At 42.0% G+C, this 22,446-nt stretch carries 22 protein-coding genes; 15 read left to right on the forward strand and 7 right to left on the reverse strand.

Annotated features, from left to right (window positions below):
• Positions 1-64 precede the first annotated feature (64 nt).
• Positions 65-1,597, forward strand: a complete 1,533-nt coding sequence (locus ACQ93I_RS10215) for a GH3 auxin-responsive promoter family protein (RefSeq protein WP_431698430.1) — start codon at positions 65-67, stop codon at positions 1,595-1,597.
• Here ACQ93I_RS10215 and ACQ93I_RS10220 read toward each other — a convergent pair.
• Positions 1,594-2,157, reverse strand: a complete 564-nt coding sequence (locus ACQ93I_RS10220; protein WP_431698431.1) for a TlpA family protein disulfide reductase — start codon at positions 2,155-2,157, stop codon at positions 1,594-1,596. The genes ACQ93I_RS10215 and ACQ93I_RS10220 overlap by 4 nt on opposite strands.
• A 126-nt stretch (positions 2,158-2,283) precedes the next feature.
• On the opposite strand from ACQ93I_RS10220, the gene ACQ93I_RS10225 reads away from it, so the two are divergent.
• The gene (locus tag ACQ93I_RS10225) at positions 2,284-4,470 is read left to right on the forward strand and encodes a M3 family metallopeptidase (RefSeq protein WP_431698432.1); all 2,187 of its coding nucleotides are present in this window, start codon (positions 2,284-2,286) and stop codon (positions 4,468-4,470) included.
• A 56-nt stretch (positions 4,471-4,526) separates the two neighbouring features.
• On the opposite strand, the gene ACQ93I_RS10230 is transcribed toward ACQ93I_RS10225, so the two are convergent.
• The 4 genes from ACQ93I_RS10230 to ACQ93I_RS10245 all read right to left on the reverse strand — a co-directional run bounded on the left by ACQ93I_RS10230 (position 4,527) and on the right by ACQ93I_RS10245 (position 7,454).
• Entirely contained in the window at positions 4,527-5,960 is a 1,434-nt protein-coding gene (locus ACQ93I_RS10230; protein ID WP_431698433.1) for a phytoene desaturase family protein, read from the reverse strand.
• Positions 5,960-6,829, reverse strand: a complete 870-nt coding sequence (locus ACQ93I_RS10235; RefSeq protein WP_431698434.1) for an SDR family oxidoreductase — start codon at positions 6,827-6,829, stop codon at positions 5,960-5,962. The genes ACQ93I_RS10230 and ACQ93I_RS10235 overlap by 1 nt, the downstream gene beginning before the upstream one ends.
• Before the next feature lie 74 nt (positions 6,830-6,903).
• Positions 6,904-7,122: a hypothetical protein gene (locus ACQ93I_RS10240; protein ID WP_431698435.1), complete on the reverse strand. Its 219-nt coding sequence runs from the start codon at positions 7,120-7,122 to the stop codon at positions 6,904-6,906.
• 188 nt (positions 7,123-7,310) lie between these two features.
• Positions 7,311-7,454: a hypothetical protein gene (locus tag ACQ93I_RS10245; protein WP_266068989.1), complete on the reverse strand. Its 144-nt coding sequence runs from the start codon at positions 7,452-7,454 to the stop codon at positions 7,311-7,313.
• 223 nt (positions 7,455-7,677) lie between these two features.
• On the opposite strand from ACQ93I_RS10245, the gene ACQ93I_RS10250 reads away from it, so the two are divergent.
• From ACQ93I_RS10250 to ACQ93I_RS10260, 3 genes are all read left to right on the forward strand, one after another.
• Positions 7,678-9,042 carry an MATE family efflux transporter gene (locus ACQ93I_RS10250; protein ID WP_431698436.1) on the forward strand — a complete coding sequence of 455 codons (1,365 nt, stop codon included), beginning with the start codon at positions 7,678-7,680 and terminating at the stop codon, positions 9,040-9,042.
• Positions 9,043-9,157: 115 nt separating this feature from the next.
• Positions 9,158-9,442, forward strand: coding sequence for a hypothetical protein (locus tag ACQ93I_RS10255; protein WP_431698437.1), 285 nt, complete (start codon positions 9,158-9,160; stop codon positions 9,440-9,442).
• A 170-nt stretch (positions 9,443-9,612) separates the two neighbouring features.
• Entirely contained in the window at positions 9,613-10,485 is an 873-nt protein-coding gene (locus ACQ93I_RS10260; protein ID WP_431698438.1) for an aldose 1-epimerase family protein, read from the forward strand.
• A 269-nt stretch (positions 10,486-10,754) separates the two neighbouring features.
• Here ACQ93I_RS10260 and lpdA read toward each other — a convergent pair whose 3' ends face one another.
• Positions 10,755-12,161, reverse strand: coding sequence for a dihydrolipoyl dehydrogenase (lpdA, locus tag ACQ93I_RS10265; protein ID WP_431698439.1), 1,407 nt, complete (start codon positions 12,159-12,161; stop codon positions 10,755-10,757).
• 228 nt (positions 12,162-12,389) lie between these two features.
• Positions 12,390-12,848, reverse strand: coding sequence for an Lrp/AsnC family transcriptional regulator (locus ACQ93I_RS10270; protein ID WP_266068994.1), 459 nt, complete (start codon positions 12,846-12,848; stop codon positions 12,390-12,392).
• Between the two features lie 157 nt (positions 12,849-13,005).
• On the opposite strand from ACQ93I_RS10270, the gene ACQ93I_RS10275 reads away from it, so the two are divergent.
• The 10 genes from ACQ93I_RS10275 (at position 13,006) to ACQ93I_RS10320 (ending at position 22,433) form a co-directional block, all read left to right on the forward strand.
• Complete coding sequence (locus ACQ93I_RS10275; protein WP_431698440.1) at positions 13,006-14,229, forward strand: aminotransferase class I/II-fold pyridoxal phosphate-dependent enzyme; 1,224 nt, start codon at positions 13,006-13,008, stop codon at positions 14,227-14,229.
• Positions 14,230-14,464: 235 nt separating this feature from the next.
• Positions 14,465-15,115: a deoxyribose-phosphate aldolase gene (gene deoC, locus ACQ93I_RS10280; protein ID WP_345599859.1), complete on the forward strand. Its 651-nt coding sequence runs from the start codon at positions 14,465-14,467 to the stop codon at positions 15,113-15,115.
• Positions 15,112-15,810 (forward strand): purine-nucleoside phosphorylase, encoded by a 699-nt coding sequence (deoD, locus tag ACQ93I_RS10285; protein ID WP_431698441.1) that lies wholly within the window; start codon positions 15,112-15,114, stop codon positions 15,808-15,810. The genes deoC and deoD overlap by 4 nt, the downstream gene beginning before the upstream one ends.
• A 204-nt stretch (positions 15,811-16,014) precedes the next feature.
• Positions 16,015-17,493, forward strand: a complete 1,479-nt coding sequence (gene nhaC / locus ACQ93I_RS10290; protein WP_431698442.1) for a Na+/H+ antiporter NhaC — start codon at positions 16,015-16,017, stop codon at positions 17,491-17,493.
• Positions 17,494-17,636: 143 nt separating this feature from the next.
• Positions 17,637-18,275 carry a peroxiredoxin gene (locus ACQ93I_RS10295; protein WP_266068998.1) on the forward strand — a complete coding sequence of 213 codons (639 nt, stop codon included), beginning with the start codon at positions 17,637-17,639 and terminating at the stop codon, positions 18,273-18,275.
• A 13-nt stretch (positions 18,276-18,288) separates the two neighbouring features.
• Positions 18,289-18,600, forward strand: a complete 312-nt coding sequence (locus tag ACQ93I_RS10300) for a thioredoxin family protein (protein WP_266068999.1) — start codon at positions 18,289-18,291, stop codon at positions 18,598-18,600.
• On the forward strand, positions 18,581-18,829 hold the full coding sequence (locus ACQ93I_RS10305) for a DUF6952 family protein (RefSeq protein WP_431698443.1): 249 nt from the start codon (positions 18,581-18,583) through the stop codon (positions 18,827-18,829). The genes ACQ93I_RS10300 and ACQ93I_RS10305 overlap by 20 nt, the downstream gene beginning before the upstream one ends.
• A 129-nt stretch (positions 18,830-18,958) precedes the next feature.
• Positions 18,959-19,459 carry a thiol peroxidase gene (gene tpx, locus ACQ93I_RS10310; RefSeq protein ID WP_431698444.1) on the forward strand — a complete coding sequence of 167 codons (501 nt, stop codon included), beginning with the start codon at positions 18,959-18,961 and terminating at the stop codon, positions 19,457-19,459.
• The gene (locus tag ACQ93I_RS10315) at positions 19,459-19,827 is read left to right on the forward strand and encodes a diacylglycerol kinase (RefSeq protein ID WP_266069002.1); all 369 of its coding nucleotides are present in this window, start codon (positions 19,459-19,461) and stop codon (positions 19,825-19,827) included. The genes tpx and ACQ93I_RS10315 overlap by 1 nt, the downstream gene beginning before the upstream one ends.
• Positions 19,828-20,051: 224 nt before the next feature.
• Positions 20,052-22,433, forward strand: coding sequence for a DNA translocase FtsK 4TM domain-containing protein (locus ACQ93I_RS10320; RefSeq protein WP_431698445.1), 2,382 nt, complete (start codon positions 20,052-20,054; stop codon positions 22,431-22,433).
• Positions 22,434-22,446 lie beyond the last annotated feature (13 nt).

The raw sequence follows: 22,446 nt of genomic DNA on the forward strand, positions 1-22,446 counted from the left end.
TAAAAGAGGGGGATTTCTTTATAAATTCCACGAAGAAAATCATTACAAAAGTTGATCGCAATATATGGGGATAATTGATTCCATAGGGAATCTGGTGATGAAGAGCCGGATCGAAGACTTAGAAAATTCCATTAATAATCCTCATGAGACCCAGCAACGGGTCCTGCAGCAACTTCTGGAAACGACTAAGAATACCTATTACGGAAGGAAATTCCACTTTAAAGATATTCATAATTACCGCCAGTTTGTTGAACAGGTGCCGCTTAATAATTACGAAGACCTCCATCCTTATATAGAATTGATCCTAAAAGGGGAAACTAACGTACTTTGGCCTACCCCAATAAAATGGTTCGCCAAATCATCGGGAACCACGGGAGCCACCAGCAAGATGATCCCTGTTTCTACAGAAGGATTAGAGCAGTGTCATTACCAGGGAGGTCGGGATATGCTGGCCTTATACATTCACAACTATCCAGATGCCAAATTGTTTTCCGGAAAAAACCTGTCAATTGGCGGTAGCCAGGAAGGGAAACAGTCCAGCAACAACAGTCATTATATTGCCAATATCTCGGCCATTGTGATGAAAAATCTTCCCTTTTGGGCCCAGTTTGGAAGAACTCCGGGGCTGGAGGTCACTATGATGAACAATTGGGAAGAGAAGATCAAAAAGATCGCTGAAATAACTTCCCAACAACGGGTTACCAGTCTTGCCGGTTCCCCCATGTGGATGTTATTACTGCTCCAGCACATTATCAAAGAGAAAAACATTACCTACATCCAGGATGTATGGCCCGATCTTGAGGTCTTCTTTCATGGATCGGTTTCGTTTGCCCCATACAGGCCTCTATTCGAGGAGCTCGACAAAGACAAAAGCCTTAGGTACCTGGAGATCTTTAATGCTACTGAAGGATTTTTTGCACTTCAGGATCAAAAAGAGGATCCTTCCCTCCTGCTGATGCTCAACTACGGAATTTTCTATGAGTTTATTCCTGAAAAAGAATTCCTTTCAGAAAACCCAAAGGTAATTCCCCTGAGTGAAGTCGAACTAGGGAAAAATTATTCGATGGTGATAAGTACAAACTCAGGTTTGTGGCGCTATAAAATTGGCGATACGATAAAATTCACCAGCACCAGCCCGTACCGCTTTACCATAAGCGGCCGTACCAAGCACTGTATCAATGTTTTTGGAGAAGATCTTTTTGCTGAACATGCCGAAAAAGCCATTTCACAGGCCTGCCGGGAAACAGGCGCAATTCTCCGCGATTTTACCGCAGCGCCCTATTTTTACGACCGGCGTAAAAAGGGATATCACGAATGGATCATAGAATTTGTTAGATCTCCAGGAAACATGGAGAATTTTACCGACGTGCTGGACAGGGAATTGGGCAGGTACAATGATGATTATGCTTCAAAGCGGAAGAATGACATTGCCATTGAACGGCCTGTAGTGCGTGAAATGCCCGAAGGTACTTTTTATGAATGGCTAAAACGTAAAAATAAACTGGGTGGGCAACATAAAGTACCACGCCTCTCCAACAGCCGCGAATTTGTAGAAGAACTTCTCAACATAAGAAGTTCCCTTCAGCAGGAGATTTAATCTTCGGCCAGCAGCTGATCAAGAAGTTCTTTAAAGCCCGAATCGTTCCAGTTTGCCGAACCTTCTTTGTTTACCGCTATTTTGCCTTTTCGGGAGATGACGATCGTAGTGGGTAAACTGCGTGACTGCAGTTTTTGAGGAGCCATATCAAGAGGCTGATAAACCGGGAGCCTGTAGTGCTTTTTATCTAAAAAATGTTGTAGTTTGGCTGCCTCTTCAGTAGAAACGAAATAGAAATCAACCCTGTCGCCATATTGGTCGTATAATTTCTGAAAAGAAGGCATTTCAGCAATACATGGAGGGCACCAGGTTGCCCACAAATTCACCACGGCCACTTTCCCGATACTGCTCTTGAAATTTACCGGCTCTCCATTTAGATCAACGAGGTTCCAGTTGTAGTTCTCAAGTGTATCGCGCTCGTCTTCGGCAATTTTAGAAGGGCTAAAGGAGATCATGCGGTTAAGACCCACCTGTATAGGTTTGCGAGTTTGAGGAACGAGCAACAAAATGATGAGAATAATGAACAGGATGTTAAACCAGTTCTTCTTTAAAAATTCCATGTGGTAAATTCTGGTGCATAAAAATAAGCCGAAATATTTACCTGTCAAAAATGGCATTTTTGAAGCCCCTACTTTTTTAGGATTATTAGTATCTTGAAGACCGAACAAAATAAATGATAATTGAAAATGATCCCCACTAAGAAAATCAGTCTTGGATTAATGACAGCCGCGATTATATCGGCTTGTGGCCCGGGTAGTTCTACTGCTCCTGCCACCCCCGGCGATCCTAATGAAACAGTACAAAAAACTACTATGAAAAACGATCTTTTACAAGAGTGGACCGGCCCTTATGGCGGGGTGCCCAGGTTTGATGAAATGGAGCTGGAAGATCTCAAACCTGCACTGGAACAGGGAATGGCTTCCCACCTGCAGGAAGTACTTATGATCTCTGCCAATCCTGCCCCACCAACCTTTGAAAATACCATTTTGGCCATGCAGCAGTCGGGTGAAGCCCTTGACAGGGCCTTTACCTATTACGGAATTTGGAGCAGCAATATGTCTTCACCTGAATTCAGGGAAATTCAGCAGGAACTGGCACCAAAGATCTCTGAATACTCTTCAAAAATATCACAAAATAAAGAGCTTTTTGAGAGAATAAAAGCCGTGTATGAGCAGTCGCAAGTAAATCCTCTCCCAGCTCAACAGCAACGTGCGGTACAACTTATGTACGAAGATTTTGCTATGGAAGGCGCAGATCTTAACGAAGCCGACAAAGAGAGATATGCTAAAATCAATAAAGAACTTTCGCGCCTTTACACGCAGTTTAGCAACAATGTTTTAGCCGAAGAAGAAAATTACGTGGTTTATCTTGAAGAAGATCAGCTAAGCGGCCTGCCCGAATCTTTTGTTAAAGCAGCGGCCAAAGCAGCGACCGATCGTGGTGAAGAAGGTAAATATGCCGTACTTAACACCCGCTCTTCTATGGATCCTTTCCTCACCTATTCTGATGAAAGAGAGCTGAGAAAGAAAGTGTGGGACAATTACTATTCCCGTGGTGACAACAATGACGAATATGACAACAAGCAAATTATCAAGGAAATCCTGAAGTTACGCGATGAGCGTGTAGAACTGCTCGGTTTTGAAAATTATGCCCAATGGAGGTTGCAAGATCGCATGGCAAAAACTCCCGAAAGAGCCATGGAGCTTATGGAGGCAGTTTGGCCCGCAGCCCTGGCCCGTGTAGAAGAAGAAGTTGCCGATATGCAGGCAGTGGCCGAAGCTGAAGGAAAAGATATTGTAATTGCCCCGTGGGATTATCGGTATTACGCCGAAAAGGTGAGGCAGGAAAAATACGATCTCGAATCGGATGAAGTAAAGCAATACCTCCAGCTCGATAAATTGACAGAAGCTCTCTTCTTTACAGCCGACAGGGTTTTCAATTATAAATTCACCCCTGTACCAAAAGGTACCGTTCCTGTATTTCATGAAGACGTAAAGGTGTGGGAAGTGACCGATAAAGATACGGGCAAACATATTGGCCTCTGGTATCTTGATCCATATGCGCGAAAAGGGAAAAGATCTGGTGCATGGGCTTCTCAATATCGCAGCCATGCCGAAATGGAAGGAGAGGAAGAAACTGTTCTTGCCTCCAACAACTCGAATTTTGTAAAACCTGCACCGGGAGAACCATCACTCATTTCATGGGATGATGCTACCACTTTTTTCCACGAGTTTGGTCATGCCCTGCATTTCTTTTCTTCAGAAGTAAAATACCCTATTTTGAACAGCGGTGTGAGAGATTATACCGAATTCCAGTCTCAGCTACTGGAAAGATGGTTGTCTACCGATGAAGTGATCAATCGCTTTTTGGTGCATCACGAGACAGGAGAACCTATCCCGCAGGAACTGGTGGAAAAGATCAAAAAAGCTTCCACTTTTAATCAGGGATTTGCAACCACCGAATTCCTTGCTTCTGCTTTGATGGATATGAAGTTACACACTACAGATCCTTCAGATATTGATATGGATACTTTCGAAAAAGAGACTCTCGATGAACTCAATATGCCTTCAGAAATTGTAATGAGGCACCGTACGCCACATTTTGGGCACGTATTCTCGGGCGAAGGTTATGCTACCGGTTATTACGGCTACCTGTGGGCTGATGTCTTAACTTCGGATGCTGCGGAAGCTTTTAGAGAAGCACCGGGCGGATTCTATGATGAAAATGTAGCTGCAAAACTGGTGAAGTATTTATTCGCACCACGTAATGCAATGGATCCGGCTGAAGCTTACCAACTCTTTAGAGGAAGAGATGCAAATATTGATGCACTTATGAGAGACAGGGGCTTCCCTGTTCCTTCAGCTAAAGAATAGCAACAGGATTTTTCCTAAAAACAAAAGAGGCCGGAAATAATTCCGGCCTCCTTTTGTTATAGCAATTCGCTGAAATAATCTTTGAGCACTTTTTGAGCCGCGTGAAAGCCGCACATACCGTGAACGCCACCACCAGGAGGCGTAGATGAAGAACAAATGTACACTCGTGGATCTGGGGTAGAGTAAGGAGATATTTTGGCCACAGGCCTCGTGAATAGCTGTGTTATATCCTGCCTTCCTCCATTGATATCCCCTCCCACGAGATTAGGATCAAATTGTTCGAGTGCCACGGTGTTCATGGCCGATCTTTCGAGGATACTATCTTTAAAACCCGGAGCAGCACGTTCAATTTGATTTTCTATGATCTCTGTATAATCGTTGGTATCGCCGTTGGGGACGTGAATATACGCCCAGGCCGTGTGCTTCCCTTTGGGCGCGCGCGTGGAATCAAAAGGGGTATGCTGGGCAACAAGCACATAAGGAGTACCGGTCATTTTTTTATCGTGAATACCTTTTTCTGACTCTTCAATTTCCTTCTGAGAAAATCCTAGATGTATAGTTGCTGCTTTTCGGCATTTTTCACTGGTAAAAGGAATAGGTTCACTTAGCGCCCAGTCCATTTTGAAAACACCGGCACCATATTTATAAGCCTCCAGCCGCTTGCGATAAAGAGAATTAAAATTAAGACCCTTGATCTTCAGCAGCTGTTTTGGGGTAAGATCAAAGAGATAAGAATACGCATTGGGCAGGTCGCGAATATCGTTCACCATCTGATCACAGTAGATCTCACCGCCCAGAGATTTATAATGCTGTACAAGGGCATCAAAGAAATTCCCAGCTCCTCCTTTTGGAAAAGGCCAGTTATATTTATGCGCACTGGTGGTGAGCACCAGCCCAAAAGAAGCCGAGATCAAAGTGTTTAGAGGAAGTGTGGAATGAGCGGCCGAGCCGTAAAAAAACATCTTCGTTTTCTCATTTTTGAAGTATTTATCCGCAATCATTTTTGCTGAAGGCAGGGCTTTGAGTCCGAACTTCATAAATTGCAATGGATGATCGGGAATACCCAGTGGCCCCAAGAAGTCTTCATTGAGCTTATCCCAATTCTCCAGTAAAGGATTGATAAGGTTGAGATAGGCATCCTGATCTTCTCCCAGCTGCGCAGCCGTGGCTTGAATATCCTTGTAGCACGCATAAGCTGTACCATCATCAAAAGGATGTGCATAGGCAACTTCGGGAAAGACCCACTCCAGGCCGTACTGCTGCAGGGGCAGATTCCGGAAGAAAGGAGAAGCCAGCCCCAGGGGCATAATAGCCGAACCTACATCGTGCTTAAAGCCCGGGAGGGTTAACTCCTTTGTTTTAGTGGCACCACCGGGTACCGCTGCCTGCTCAAAAATGGCAGTTTTTAATCCTTTTTGCTGTAATCTTATGGCTGCAGCTATGCCATTGCTTCCGCAACCAATAATTATGGCATCATATTTTTTAGACATTATGGTAAATCTTTTTCCAGGTCGAGACTGTTGAGATACTCTTCAAAGGTGATTTCACCATTCTTCTCTCCAACCATATCATGAGTAGTTACAAATTTGAAGTAATGAAGTTTAGCCGAAATATCATCATCTACCATTTCGGGAAGAAACATCCCCCATTCAGCGATCTTTTCGGGAACGGGGATCACCTTCCCTCCCACTTTTTCGGCAACCATATCGGCCATTTCCCTGCGGGTATGTATCAAAGGACCTCCCACTTCTTTTAATTCGGGCCCTTCCTGTAAATATTTCACCACAACTTTAGCCAAATCTTTTTGATGGATACTATTAGTTTTAGCCTCCCCGTCACCTACAATGGGAATGACTTTTCTTTTTGCCATTATAGCAAGGTCGTGAAGACCCGAATAAAACCCTACCGGCCTTATAATGGTATGATCAAGGCCAGAAGCTTCGAGCGCATCTTCAAACATCTTGTGAGATTTCGCTACTTCATATTCCAGCGCTTTTTCGGCACCTTTAATAGAAACATAAATAAATCGTTTGACACCATTCTTAATGGCATCATCAAGAATATTGGAATTTGCGTAAAAATCATTCTCCACGAATGATTTGCCCCGGTTGGTAAATAAACTAACACTTTTTCCCAGGGTAGAAATCACTATAGAAACATCTTTTGTAATGTCTCTAATCACTTCATTACCTTCACTGGCATCGGCTTTCCAAATATCATTCGTATAAGGAGAGACCTCTTCGGCCCCATCTTCAGAATGTACCAGTGCTCTAACATCTTTCCCCTGTTGGTGCAGTAATTTAAGAACTTCAAGCCCCAGGGCTCCGGAAGCTCCGGCTAATAGAATTTTCTCCTCCATCACTATAAGCTTTCTTCCTGAAATTACAGGAAATAATCTGAAGAAGATCCGGAATTTAAAGGATTAACAAAAAATTAGAGCGTTACCCGGCTCTCTTTTTCCCGCTCCATTTCACGCCTGCAAAATACTTTTAGTTGTTCTTTTGCTTTAATAAGTGATAGTTTCTTGCGATGTACACAGGTCACCCGCTCGGGTTTTTTGGAATTGATCAATTTAGAAAGGGTAGCTTTTTCTGAAGAATTCAACAAATCAAGATGAGGCTTCATCAATTTGTAGATAGTAATGGCATCCATAATTGATTTTTTTCTAGCAACTGCTAATAGGTTGTTCCTAAAGGTAATAAAAATTAGGAACATGAGGAAGCACACGCTACAGAGATGCTTCTAAAGAAATAAGAAAAAGAATAATGGTAAGGAAAAATAAGGCACACAAAAACATCACCCTCAAAAAAAGGACCTCTTACACCTTTATAAATTTTCTATTATCCTGCAATTTCCAAAATGACTAAAACTATGGCGAAAATGGCGATCAAAAAGATCATTCCAAGTACAATAGCAATTATCACCTTTTGGGTAGTAGAAAACTCGACGGTGTAATTATTCCAGATGTTTGTTAGTGCGCTCATAGGTAACGGAGTTTAATAATTCCAAAATACAACCTACACATAACTTACTGTGCTTCTTAAATTTACAACAAAAAATTTGCTTTAACAACTAAACTTTAAAAAGGCGTCAGGTTTAAATATCAGGGATAATTTTAAATCTTTTCCAGGTGCTGTTTTTGAGCTTAAAAGGAATTATTAAAGTTTTAGCATAAAATAGCATCTGCCTGCCGTATTTTTGTGGCACATGAATCAAAAAAGGAAATATACTGAAGGAGGGATCTTTACGTCCCTTTTCCACCTCGCCGTTCCTATAATCCTGGCAAACATACTCCAAACCGCTTACCAGCTAATCGATACCTTTTGGCTGGGTAGACTGGGTGCAAATGCTGTTGCTGCAGTAAGCATCAGTTTCCCACTGTTATTCCTTGTATTGTCACTGGGCTCGGGCTTAACTTTGGCCGGAACCGTGCTGGTCTCTCAATACTATGGTGCCGAAGATCAAAAAAGAGTAGATTTTAATTCATCGCAGACTATTTCCCTGATCTTTTTTATATCCTTATTACTTTCGGTGTTGAGCTATTTTGCAGCTGCGCCGCTCATGAAACTCATTGGTGCAGGCCCTGAAATCCTGGAAGATTCAGTGAGTTATTTTCAGGTCTCTTCCATTGGATTTGTGTTTCTCTTTATGTTCTTCTCCTTCCAGTCGCTCATGCGCGGGATAGGAAATGTGATGATGCCCGTTTATATCGTACTGTTCACCGTATTCCTTAACCTTATCCTGGACCCGCTATTTATCTATGGATATGGTCCCATACCCGGATATGGGGTAGCCGGGGCAGCAGTTGCAAGTATTATTACCCAGGCACTTTCGGCAGTCATAGGCCTGTGGATCCTTTTTAGAGGCAGGAGCGGAATCAGGATTCATTTTAACCAAATGAGACCTCACATTTCTACCTTAAAACGGATTGTTAATCTTGGAATTCCTGCCAGTATAGAACAATCAACCAGGGCCCTGGGAATGACCTTTATGGTAGTGCTTGTAACGGGTTTTGGAAGCGAAGTGGTGGCAGCCTACGGGATTGGCGCCCGAATCTTAAGCTTTATCATTATCCCGGCACTGGGGCTCGCTATTGCCACCACCTCCCTCGTAGGACAAAACATTGGGGCGATTAAAATTAAGCGAGCAGAGAAGGTTGCGAATTTAAGTAGCAAGATCGCTTTTTTCGGCCTAACAGGCATGGGAATTCTCATGTTCTTCTTTGCTGTTCCCATAACAGCTTTCTTTATTCCTAACGACCCTGAAGTTATTAATGATGCCGCATACTTCATAAAGATCATGGCTCCAAGCTTCGGACTTTTAGGCGTGCAGCAGGTTTTAAACGGGGTTTTTAATGGTGCAGGATTCACCAAAGCCTCAATGCTCATTTCAATCCTCAACCTCTGGATCATCAGGTTTCCTGTGGCTTTTATGCTTTCGCACAAAACCGACCTTAGCTACGAAGGGATCTGGTGGGCGTTTCCAATTTCGAATCTCATTGCTGCCCTTGCCGCTTTTATTTATTTTAAGCGGGGTTACTGGAAATTGAGACTGTTTAAGAAGAGAAATTAACAGCAGCCCCCGATTCACAAGAGCTTAACAATTATATTTTTTTGCTGTTAAAAGTCTTTTGGTTCCGTTCCAAAAATGGGAATTTAGAGGCATAATAAACTTAAAATCAGCAAACATGGCACAGTCAGATTCTAAGACCACAAAAGATCATAACACAATTAAAAACTGGACCGAAGAAAGAGACGGAAAACCTGCAGTGGTAGAAAGTACAACAAACAGTAGTGAAGGTGGGGGGTTACTCCGCATCAATTTCCCTGGTTATGCAGAAGATAATCTCAAAAATATCTCGTGGGAAGAGTTCTTCAGGATATTCGACGAAAATAATTTACAATTCCTTTACCAGGAAGAAACCAAAGATGGTGGAGAAAGTAAATTTTTCAAATTCGTGAGCGATGAATAATAGAGATCTTTAGAAAAAGGTCAAAGTGGAAAACCTATTCAGAATTAATTCAGGAACTCAGAAATCTTTTTTCTATTGAAGAGAACTTCTGAAGACTTCTACTTCCTAATGTAGCACCAATAAGCTAAATTTGATTTTCAATTTTCCTGCTAAGAAAATCAGTTACATTCATGTACAAAATAAAGAACGATCAATTAAGTATAGGGGTACGAAAAACCGGTGCTGAACTCTGCAGCCTGAAAAAGAACGGAAGTGAACTTGAATATATCTGGCAGAGAAATTCCGAAATTTGGAGTGGACAGGCCCCAAACCTTTTTCCTGTTGTTGGAGGTCTAAAAGAAGATACTTACTTCTTTGAAGGCAATAAATATTCTTTGTCAAGACATGGCTTTCTTAGGCACAACAAAAATTTTACTCTTAAAGAACAGCATGAAAAGCAGCTGGTCTTTGAGCTAAGCTATTCTGAAGAAACCCTGAAAATATATCCTTTCAAATTTACTTTCGAAATAAGTTTTACCCTCAAAGAAAATAAAGTGTGTGTTTCTCATCGAGTCCTTAATCTTGATGAGAAGCCGCTCTATTTTTCCCTCGGCGGGCATCCTGCTTTTAATGTTCCGCTCTATGAAGATGAATCTATGGAAGATTATTTTCTTGAGTTTGATAGGGATATGGACCTCCACAGTTATACCCTCACTAACAAAGGTTTAATCAAAGAGCAGACGGTTGAAGTGCTCAAAAATGATAAAAAGATTCAGCTTTATAAAAACCTTTTTGACCGGGATGCTCTTATTTTTAAAGATATCCCCTCGAAAAGACTCAGCTTGAAAAATAATTCCGGCAAAAATATTCTTACTGTTGAATATGAAGATTTCAGGCACCTGGGAATATGGTCAAAACCGGCAGCTCCTTTCGTTTGTCTTGAACCATGGCTAGGTTATGCCGATATCGAAAATACTAATCAGGATCTAAAAACGAAAGAAGGCATTAACGAATTAATGCCTTCTCAGGAATTTAAAGCCTCTTATTCTATTAGAATAGAATAAGAGAACAAATTTAGTTTCTGGTCTTCTTTTTGGCGGCTTTGGCGGCACGCTTTTCTTTCAGGCTTAGAACGGGTTCTTTCTTAGCTGAATTCTTTGAAGGTGATTTTTCTTTAGGCATCTTTTTGCATATTTAATTTAGTATAAATGTAGTGAAAGAGATGAATCGAAATCAAGCAATTAAAACTTTTTTAATCAGCAGCATATAAAAAAAATAATCTCCCAAAAATGGCATTTTTGAGAGATCATTTTGAATGTATATTAAGCTGAATCTATGAATGAATCGGCCTGTTATCGGTGGCTGCAAGGGCAGCTTCTTTAACGGCTTCAGCATAGGTGGGGTGAGCATGGCTCATCCTTGAAATATCTTCGGCCGAGGCACGAAACTCCATGGCAGTCACAGCTTCAGCAATAAGATCGGCTACCCGGGCACCTATCATGTGCACGCCAAGTACCTCATCTGTAGCTTCGTCGGAAAGTATCTTCACCATTCCGTCGATATCTCCACTGGCTCTTGATCTTCCCAGGGCACGCATAGGGAATTTTCCTTCCTTATATTTTACACCTTCTTCTTTTAGTTGCTCTTCGGTCTTACCAACGGCGGCAACTTCAGGCCATGTATAAACCACACCCGGAATTAGGTTGTAATCGATGTGCGGCTTTTGTCCGGCGATAACTTCAGCAACAAGAGTTCCTTCTTCCGAAGCTTTGTGCGCCAGCATTGGCCCTTTGATCACATCTCCTATGGCATAAATATTCTTTGCTGAAGTTTGGAGCTGGGCATTCACCTCTACCCTTCCACGGTCGTCAATTTTCACTCCCGCAGCTTCAGCATTAAGTCCTTCAGTATAAGGTTTACGACCTACAGAAACCAGGCAGTAATCCCCTTTAAATTCTACTTCTTTATCTTTTTTGTCTTTGGCTTTGACCACGACTTCATCCCCGTTACGCTCTACAGAATTCACCTGGTGCGAAACATAGAACTTCATTCCCTGCTTCTTAAGGCTCCTGGTCAATTCTTTGGCAAGGGCAGCATCCATTGTAGGAATAATACTGTCCATATACTCCACAACCGAAACTTTTGCGCCGAGCCTCATATATACCTGCCCAAGTTCCAAACCTATCACTCCGCCACCAATCACAATAAGGTGTTCGGGAATTTCTTTAAGTTCAAGAGCTTCTGTAGAAGTGATGATCTTTTCTTTGTCAAGCTTTATAAATGGAAGATTCGCCGGTTTTGAACCTGTTGCAATAATGCTGTTTTTAGCTTCAAGAACTTCGGTTTCACCGTTAGATTTTTTGATGTTGATATGAGTTTCATCTTTAAAAGAACCCACACCTTCAAAAACCTCGATATTGTTCTTGTTCATAAGAAACTTTATCCCGTCTACCGTTTGGTTCACCACAGAACGTTTTCTCTCGATCATTTTTTCCAGGTTCACTTTTACCTCCCCCGGAATTTCAATCCCGTGCTCTTCAAAATGCTTCACGGCATCATCGTAATGATGTGAAGAATCGAGTAGCGCCTTGCTGGGAATACATCCCACGTTTAAACAGGTGCCTCCAAGACTGGAATACTTTTCTATAAGTGCGGTTTTCATCCCCAATTGCGCGCAACGAATGGCAGCGACATATCCTCCCGGGCCTGAACCTATAACAGCAACATCATATTTGCTCATAAGTAAGTTTTTTGTTGAGTTTTTACAAGAATAACAAAAGTACGACTATTAATGACAAATGAAAAGACTGGATTGTTTTGGGAGATATTAGATGTGAGATATTAGATATTAGATATGAGATATTAGATATGAGATATTAGATATTAGATATGAGATGTGAGATAAAGAAAATTTGGCTCCTGAACCTTAAACGTTGAACCTTGAACGTTGAACCTTGAACCTTGAACCTTAAACACTTAACTCGGTGGTGTTTTTAACGGGACTTATAACAAAAGTACTTTGGGTACTGCCAATGTGTTGCAGCGTGGTGAGCTTGTTGAGCATAAACTCCCGGTAAGCCTCCATATCCTTCACCATTACTTTCAGAATATAGTCATATTCACCGCTCACGTGAAAAACCTCCAGCACCTCGGGCAGTTTGGTAACCTGGCTTTCAAAGCCGGTAACATTCCCTTTGGTATGCTGCACCAGTTTGATGTGGCAAAAAGCTGTAAAGGAACGCTCCACTTTTTCGGGTCTTACAAGGGCTACGTATTTGGAAATTACCCCGGCACGTTCCAGTTTCCTTATCCGTTCATAAACAGCAGTAACTGAAAGCCCCAGTTTTCCGGCCAGTTCTTTGTTGGTCTTTTTTGAGTTCTCCTGCAGTAAAGCCAGCAGTTTTTTATCGGTGGGATCGCTAATCATTCCGTAATTTTTCCTGAAATAATGTATATAAACAAATATATCTGAAATATTATCTAAAAATGTCATTTTTGGCAGATAAATATTCTGTGCAGGAGCATCATCGTTGATTTTATTTCTGAAATTTCTTTTCTTTGGATAGAATAAAAATATAAACATCATGAAATTTAAACCGGCAGATAAGATACAGGACCTGCAGTACTTTGGAGAATTTGGAGGGGTAAACCCGAGTATTTCCGATTCTTCTACTTACACCTTCCTTTCAGCAAAGACAATGTTTGACACCTTTGAAGGTAACGCCGAAGGTTGTTATTTATATTCCCGTCACTCCTCCCCTTCCAATTTATATTTGGGCGAAGCACTTGCGGCTATGGAAGGTACCGAGGCTGCAAACGTGGCAGCTAGTGGAATGGGCGCTATCACCCCGGTTTTACTACAACTGTGCCAGGCAGGAGATCACATTATTTCCAGCCGCACCATTTACGGCGGGACCTACGCCTTCCTCAAGAACTTTGCACCCCGTTTAAACATCACTACTTCTTTTGTTGATATCACCAACCTTGAAAAGGTAGAAGCTGCTATAACCAAAGACACTAAGGTAATTTACTGTGAAGCCGTAAGTAACCCTTTACTGGAAGTAGCCGATCTTAAAGGACTTTCAGAAATAGCAAAAAAACACGGACTTAAATTCGTGGTAGATAACACTTTTTCGCCTCTTGCCATTTCGCCAGTAACTATGGGTGCCGATGCGGTGATTCACAGTCTTACAAAATTCATTAACGGCTCCAGCGATACTGTAGGGGGCGTGGTTTGCGGAACCCAGGAATTTATCAATGAACTTAGAAGTGTGAATGACGGAGCCAGTATGCTGCTGGGCCCAACGATGGATTCTATGCGGGCTGCTTCTATTCTAAAGAACCTGCGCACCCTGCACATTAGAATGAAACAACACAGCCACAATGCCCTTTTCCTTGCCGAAAAATTTGAGCAGGACGGCCTTAGAACTGTATATCCCGGTCTAAAAAGCCATCCGGGACATGAAATGTACAAAAGCATGATGAACAAGGAGTACGGTTACGGCGGAATGTTGGTTGTAGATGCCGGTTCCCTTGATAAAGCCAATGCCCTTATGGAAATGATGCAGGAAAAAAACCTTGGCTACCTTGCAGTAAGCCTCGGGTTCTACAAAACCCTCTTTAGTGCCCCCGGAACCTCGACTTCTTCGGAAATTCCTGAAGAAGAGCAAAAAGAAATGGGACTTTCTGACGGAATCATAAGATTCTCTATTGGTCTTGACAATGATGTTGAGCGCACTTACAGGATGATGAGGGAGTGCATGGAAAAAGTGGGTATCCTAAAACCTTCGGAAGCAGCAACAAACTAAATAGCGCTTTAGAATACTTCCGAAGTAAATATCTTAGGAAATAATATTTTCATATAAGGTTCCAAAAATGCCATTTTTGGAACCTTATATTTTATCAACATATAGTCTTAAAGCGAGTTTGAATCTTTATATTTGTGAGGTTTTGCCGGTGAGACAGGTGACCGCACATACGGTGCCCCTCATCATATATTGACCGGCATATTTGTCACATTTTTGTTTTAAATAAATATTCATGATAGAGATTAACAGGTACATAGATCACACTATTCTCAAAGCAACAGCTACCAGTGAGGATATTGTGGAGCTATGTAAAGAAGCTAAAGAGTACAATTTTTTCTCGGTTTGCGTGAACAGCGGTTTTGTACCTCTTGCTAAAAAAGAACTTGAAGGAACTGATGTAAAAGTTTGTACGGTGGTTGGTTTTCCTTTGGGAGCTATGTCTACTGCCGCTAAAGTATTTGAGACTCAACAAGCTCTCAAAGATGGCGCTGAAGAGGTTGACATGGTGATCAATATTGGGGAACTGAAGTCCAAAAACTTCAAACAAGTAGAAGAAGAGATCGCCGAAATTAAAAAGACGGTAGGTGATAAGGTTCTCAAAGTAATTATTGAGACATGCTACCTCACCCCTCAGGAAATTGTTTTGGCCAGCGAAATTGCTGTAAAAGCAAAAGCCGATTTTGTAAAAACCTCTACCGGATTTGGCAATGACGGCGCCCGACTCGAAAATATTGAGTTAATGAAAAAAGCGGTTGAAGGGAAGGCAAAATTAAAAGCATCTGGAGGTATAAAGAATCTTGACACCGCTTTGTCTTTCATTGAAGCAGGAGTAGAAAGAATAGGAACTTCTTCGGGAATATCAATTGTAAAGGAATTAAAAAAATGAGCATACACATTGGCGCCAAAAAAGGCGATATAGCAGAAACAGTATTGTTACCAGGAGATCCATTAAGAGCAAAATGGATTGCAGAAACTTATCTTGAAGACATAAATTGTTACAACCAGGTACGCAACATGTTTGGGTACACAGGTACTTATAAGGGACGAAAGATTTCGGTTCAGGGAACCGGGATGGGTGTACCTTCAATTTCCATTTATGCTCACGAATTGATCAATGAATTTGGTGTAAAAAACCTCATTAGAGTTGGTAGCGCCGGGTCTTATCAAAAAAGTGTGAAGCTTCGTGATATCGTTATTGCCATGGCGGCTTCATCAACTTCAGGAATTAATCAGTATAGATTTCAGGGAGCCGATTTTGCACCTACTGCAAGTTTCAGTCTCTTTCAGCAGGCTATTGAAAAAGCAAAAGAAAAGAACATCGAGGTAAAGGCAGGGAATGTACTTACCAGCGATGAATTCTACGCCGATGAATTTGAATCTTATCAAATGTGGTCTAATTTCGGGGTGCTTTGTGTAGAAATGGAATCCTCTGGCTTGTATACAATTGCAGCTAAACACGGGGTAAACGCCCTTTCTCTTCTTACCATATCTGACTCTTTGGTGACGAAAGAAAAAACCACTACCGAAGAACGCGAAAGCACTTTTAAAGGAATGGTGGAAATTGCACTTGAATTAGGATAAAATATCTCATATAAATTAAACAAAAGCGGAAATTTCAAATTGAAGTTTCCGCTTTTTTATTTTAACTGCAGATTGTTCAGAAGCTATACAAATTGTTTTTTTCTGTTCAAAAGGGTATTTTCATAGCCAAGTATTGAAGTCTCACCTTTTGACTTTTAACGAAAAATCGTAACATTACGCATTCAAAAATTTACACCCCCTTAAATGGAAGACGAAAAATTCATCAAAGACACAAAAGTTCTTGAAAATCGTGAGTTGAATATTTGGGAAGCATTGTTTCCTGTATTTGCCTTAGTTGGAATGCTGGCGTACAACGTTTTTGTTTATGGAGACGACTCCCTTAGCGGTTCCAACCAGTTCATCCTTCTATTGGGAGCAGCGGTTGCGGCCATAGTTGGAATGTTCAACAAGGTGAAGTTCGACACCATGATTGAGGAGGTGGCCAATAATATTAAATCTACCACCGGTGCAATCCTTATCCTGCTTATGGTAGGCTCTTTGGCAGGCACCTGGCTTATTAGTGGAATTATCCCCACGATGATCTACTACGGATTACAGATACTCAATCCTACCATTTTTCTGGCAGCAACCGTGGTCATTTGTTCGGTGATCTCTGTGGCCACCGGAAGTAGCTGGACCACTTCGGCGACTGTAGGGATTGCATTAATAGGAATTGCCGAAGCTCTGGGTATCTCGGTAGGAATGACTGCCGGTGCGATACTTTCGGGTGCATATTTTGGAGATAAGATGTCGCCCCTTAGTGATACCACTAACCTAGCCCCTGCCATGGCCGGGACAGATCTTTTTACTCACATACGATATATGACCCTCACGACGGTACCCACCATCGCGATCACTATCATTGTTTTCATTATTCTTGGATTTACAGTAGAACCATCGGGAACTGCAGATACAAGCGCCATTCTGGCGTCGATTGACAGTGCGTTTAATATCAGCCCCTGGCTGTTTGCAGTACCTGTACTGGTTATTGTACTCATCGTCATGAAAACGTCTCCCCTCATTGCCCTGCTTCTTGGGACGCTACTGGGTGCTGCTGCTGCATTGATCTTTCAGCCAGAGGTGGTAACTGCCGTATCTGGTTATGAGCACCTTTCGTTTGAAGCGGCTTATGTGGGACTCATGAATTCAATAACCATAGACACTTCGATCACTACAGATAACGCCCAACTCAACGATCTTTTCTCTTCGGGAGGAATGTATGGAATGCTGGGGACCATTTGGCTTATTATCTGCGCCATGGTCTTTGGTGGGATCATGGATGCCATTGGCGCTCTTGCTACTATTAGTAAAGCCCTTCTTAACCTGTTCCACACTACTTTCGGACTTTTTGCCAGCACCGTCTTTAGCTGTATTACGCTTAACGCCACAGCATCTGACCAGTATTTAGCTATTGTGGTACCGGGAAAAATGTTTGCCAAAGCTTACCGCGATAAAGGCCTGGCACCCGAGAATCTTAGCCGGTCGTTAGAAGATTCGGGTACCGTTACCTCTGTACTTATTCCGTGGAATACCTGTGGTGCTTATCACAGCGGGGTGCTTGGTGTGCCGGTAGCTTCTTACTTCGTTTATGCTATTTTTAACTACCTAAGCCCATTCATGACCTTATTCTATGCAGCTTTCAATATTAAAATAAGACAGCTGGCAGACAAAGCAACAACTTAATAACAATAAGTTATACAAAAAGAATAATAGCATTAGAAAAACCTATAACAAAATAAAAAATAAAGATTTGCGGCCTTAGTAGGGCCGCTCTTTGTTTTTATCTTTGCACTCGAATTAAATCAATAATAAAAACTTAAAATACTATGGCATTAGTAGGAAAAAAATTTCCAAACTTAGAAGTAAACGCTATGAACGATATGGGTGATACTTTTAAGATCAACGTATTCGAGGAAGCTAAAAATAACGGTAAAAAAGTTTTGCTTTTTTGGTACCCAAAAGATTTCACCTTTGTTTGCCCTACAGAACTACACGCATTTCAGGAAGCTCTTGCTGAGTTTGAAAAAAGAAATGTAATGGTAATTGGTGCTTCATGTGATACTCCAGAGGTTCACTTTGCCTGGTTAAATACTCCAAAAGACGACGGAGGAATTGAAGGTGTTACCTATCCTATCCTTGCTGACTCTAACAGGAACCTTGCTAACCAACTTGGCATCCTTGACATTACAAACGAGAGCTACAACGAAGAAACCGGTATCTACACTGTAGAAGGTGATAACGTAACTTACCGTGCTACTTACCTTATTGACGAAGAAGGAACAGTATTCCACGAAGGTATTAACCACATGCCACTTGGTAGAAACGTAAAAGAATTCATCCGTTTGATCGATGCTTACACTCACGTACAGGAAAAAGGTGAGGTTTGTCCTGCAAACTGGGAAGAAGGAAAAGATGCCATGAGTGCAAACCGTAAGGGAGTAGCATCTTACCTAAGCTCTAACTAAAAAACGCATTACAATGAGAGAATTGACTGAAGATAATTTGGCGGAAGTAGTTGCCGATAATGAAACTGTAGTTGTACAGTACATGGCCGGATGGTGCGGTAACTGCAGGGTGATGAAGCCCAAGTTCAAGAAGCTTGCTGCCGAAAATGAAAACGCAACTTTTCTCCTGGTTGATGCCGAAAAGAATCCTGAATCCAGGAAAATGGCCAAAGTAGACAATTTGCCAACTTTTGCCACTTTTAAAAACGGTGCATTTGTAAACCAGGTGCAAACCAACAAATTTGAACTTTTAAAAGACCTAGTTAATGAAGTTACCAGTAATTAGACACCTGCAAAAGAACAACGATAAAGAAAGGCTTGAAAACACACTTGAAGTTTTAGAATCGTTCTGCGACCACAGGTCGGTGAGTGAGGAAGAAATGGATGTGATTGGAGAGTTGATCAGCAACATTTGTGGTGCTCTTGAAGTTCAGAATATGATAGATGAAGGAACGCCCGAAAGAGATGCGGCAAACAACTTCATGAAAAAAGTGTTGAGTTCTATAGATAAATAGACCCGCACAATACATAGATAATAAAGGCTGTCTCTCGTTTTTGAGGCAGCCTTTTTGTTTTATGACAATTTTAGTAAAATACCATCCCCAAAATTTTAATTTTAGTAGCTCAACCTAAGAAAAGTCGATATGTCACAAATAACGCATAAAGGAAAACCTATTACTACTTATGGCCACCTGCCGGAAAAAGGGGAAAGAGCTCCGCATTTTGAATTATTAAAATCAGACCTCAGCGTTGCCACCCTTCAGGATTTTAAGGGTAAGCGAGTGATCATGAATATATTCCCCAGTATTGATACCAACGTTTGCGCCACCTCGGTAAACAACTTTAGTGAGCGGGCAGCCGATCTTGAGAACGTGGTGGTACTAAATATTTCCAGGGACCTGCCATTTGCCCAGGAGCGGTTCAGGAAAGTCAATGAAATTTCTAATGGCGTAAACCTTTCAGACTTCAGGGAACGCAACTTCGGAAAAGATTATGGCCTCGAGATCATAGATGGCCCTATGGAAGGATTATTGTCACGCGTAGTTATTGTGCTCGATGAGAACGGAAAGATTCTCCACACCGAACAGGTAGATAAGATTGAAGATGAGCCTAACTACCTGGAAGCTCTTAAACCATTGCTATAATGTATAATTTCATCACCGGCCGAATCAAAGGAGGTGGTTATGCAATAAAAGGTGCGTGGCTGCTACTGCGCCATGAGCCCAGTATTCAGGTGCAATTTGTTATTGCCGTGATTATGACCATTGCGGGGTTTTTCTTCGGAATTACCCCGACTGAATGGGTCATGCAAATCTTTGCTATTGGGCTGGTAATGGCTACTGAAGGTGTAAACACTGCTATTGAAAACATTGCCGACTTTGTACATGCCGATTATCACGTAAAAATAGGACGCATAAAAGACGTTGCGGCAGGAGCTGTTTTCTTTGCCGCCATAGCAGCCGTGGCAGTTGGGCTCATTATATATATCCCCTATATCTTTTACACCGTCTAGACTTATCGAATTTCATTTATGCTGAAAGAGCAGGCAATTGATCCCTCACACCCGATACCTTCCAAAAATGGCATTTTTGAGAAACATTTTTTAGAGGGTCGTGATTAAAGCAAGGCTTATTCGGTGATCTGCCGCTAACAAAACTTCTTTAAAATAGATTTTACCTTTTCTTTATATTAGCTGGCACTAATTTGTATTTTTGCGCCCAAACCTTCAGTTCTACTATGGCTAAAAGAAAAGCTGTCAAAAAATCTTCTTCAAAATCCTCTTTTTCGAAGTCCTCGTTGAGGCTTTCCCCTAAGGGGAAGGTGCTATTGGGAAGCTTTTTGATCTTCTTTGGCCTGGCGCTGTTAATTGCCTTTACCTCTTTTCTTTTTAACTGGCAGGTAGATCAAAGTACCCTTTCACAGCTCGACAATCGTGAAGTTGAAACTAAAAACCTACTCAGTAAGTTTGGGGCCGCTATAAGCAACTTCTTTATTTATGAGGGATTTGGTATTGCAGCCTTTGCATTTGCGTTTCTCACCATTACCACGGGGATCTACTATTTTATGAGCCTGAACAAAAAAGCTTTGTTCCGGTTTTGGTTCTGGGGCCTTCTGGTGATGATCTGGGTTTCGGTTTTCTTGGGATTCTTTGCTGAATCTAATGCCCTACTTGGTGGTACCGTGGGTTACGAAATAAATGATTACCTTCAGGATTACCTGGGCTTTACCGGTACCGTACTCCTACTTTCATTTTTGTTCATCGCATACCTGGTGATCAGGCTAAAAGTTACTCCTGAAAAGTTGATTTCAGCTTTAAAAAGAACTAAAGAAAATATTTCTGAAGATTTCAAAACGTCCTCTTCTGTTTCTGAAGACTTCGGTTCAAAAAATACTTCAGAAGCAACCAAACCGGCCACACAACAAAAACAGGCAGAACAGCCAAAGCCTGCAACGCCTGAAGCAGAAAAACCAACACCTCCACAACCCGCTCCCGAAAAAGTTGTAATCCGTTCAGAAGAAAACCCCGATGATGTGGCGATGGAAGTTGAAACGGCGCACGAAGAAGAAGAACTTGACGATAACCTGAGCCGTAAACTGGTAGAGGATTATGGTGAGTTTGACCCAACTCTCGAACTTAAGAATTACCAGTTCCCTACCATTGAACTTCTCAAAGATCACAACGCCAATGGCGGCGGTATTACCATTAACCAGGAAGAACTTGAGGAGAATAAGAACAGGATTGTTGATACTCTCAAAAATTACAAGATTGATATTGCGCAAATCAAGGCTACAGTTGGCCCTACCGTGACGCTATACGAGATCATCCCCGAGGCAGGAATAAGGATTTCGAAGATCAAGAGCCTTGAAGATGATATTGCACTATCTCTTTCGGCTTTAGGTATCAGGATCATTGCTCCAATTCCGGGGAAGGGGACTATTGGTATTGAAGTTCCCAATAAGAATTCCACCATGGTTTCCATGAGGAGCGTTATAGCTTCTCCCCGCTTTCAGAATGCCGAAATGGAACTGCCAATGGCTTTGGGTAAAACGATATCGAACGAGACCTTTGTGGTTGACCTCGCTAAAATGCCTCACCTGCTTATGGCAGGAGCTACAGGCCAGGGTAAATCTGTCGGTCTCAACGCTATTCTTACTTCCCTTCTTTACAGCAAGCATCCTGCAGAGGTGAAGTTTATTCTGGTAGATCCAAAAAAGGTAGAATTAACGCTCTTTAATAAAATAGAAAGGCACTACCTCGCCAAGCTTCCCGATACCGACGAAGCTATAATTACAGATAATACCAAGGTGATCAATACCCTCAATTCGTTGTGTATTGAGATGGACAACCGGTACGAGTTGCTTAAAGACGCCATGGTAAGGAACATAAAAGAGTACAATGTTAAGTTCAAGGCTAGAAAACTCAACCCGGAGAACGGCCATAAATTTCTGCCTTATATTGTACTGGTGGTAGACGAATTTGCCGATCTTATTATGACGGCCGGTAAGGAAGTTGAAGCTCCAATAGCAAGACTTGCCCAGTTGGCACGCGCTATTGGGATACATTTGATCATTGCTACCCAGCGGCCTTCTGTAAACGTAATTACGGGGATCATCAAAGCAAACTTCCCTGCCCGTATAGCTTTCAGGGTAACTTCAAAGATAGATTCACGTACCATTCTTGATAGCCAGGGGGCCGATCAACTTATTGGAAAAGGAGATATGCTATTCACCCAGGGCAACACGCTGCTCAGGTTACAATGTGCTTTTGTTGACACTCCCGAGGTAGATAAGATCACCGAATTCATTGGATCGCAAAAGGCTTATGCCGATGCTTATCACCTCCCCGAATACAGTGGAGAGGAAAGTGGCACATCTCTTGATATTGACGTAAGCGACCGGGACAACCTCTTCCGCGAAGCTGCCGAAGTGATAGTGATCGCACAACAGGGATCGGCATCTTTACTTCAGAGAAAATTGAAACTGGGGTATAACCGCGCAGGCAGGATAATTGATCAACTGGAGGCAGCTGGAATCGTGGGACCCTTTGAGGGCAGCAAGGCACGACAAGTACTGGTGCAGGATCTAGAAGGCCTGAACCAGCTGTTAAATGAAGAATAGTATAACCACATAA

Source organism: Salinimicrobium sp. WS361 (genome assembly GCF_050750585.1).
In the GTDB taxonomy this organism is placed as follows: domain Bacteria; phylum Bacteroidota; class Bacteroidia; order Flavobacteriales; family Flavobacteriaceae; genus Salinimicrobium.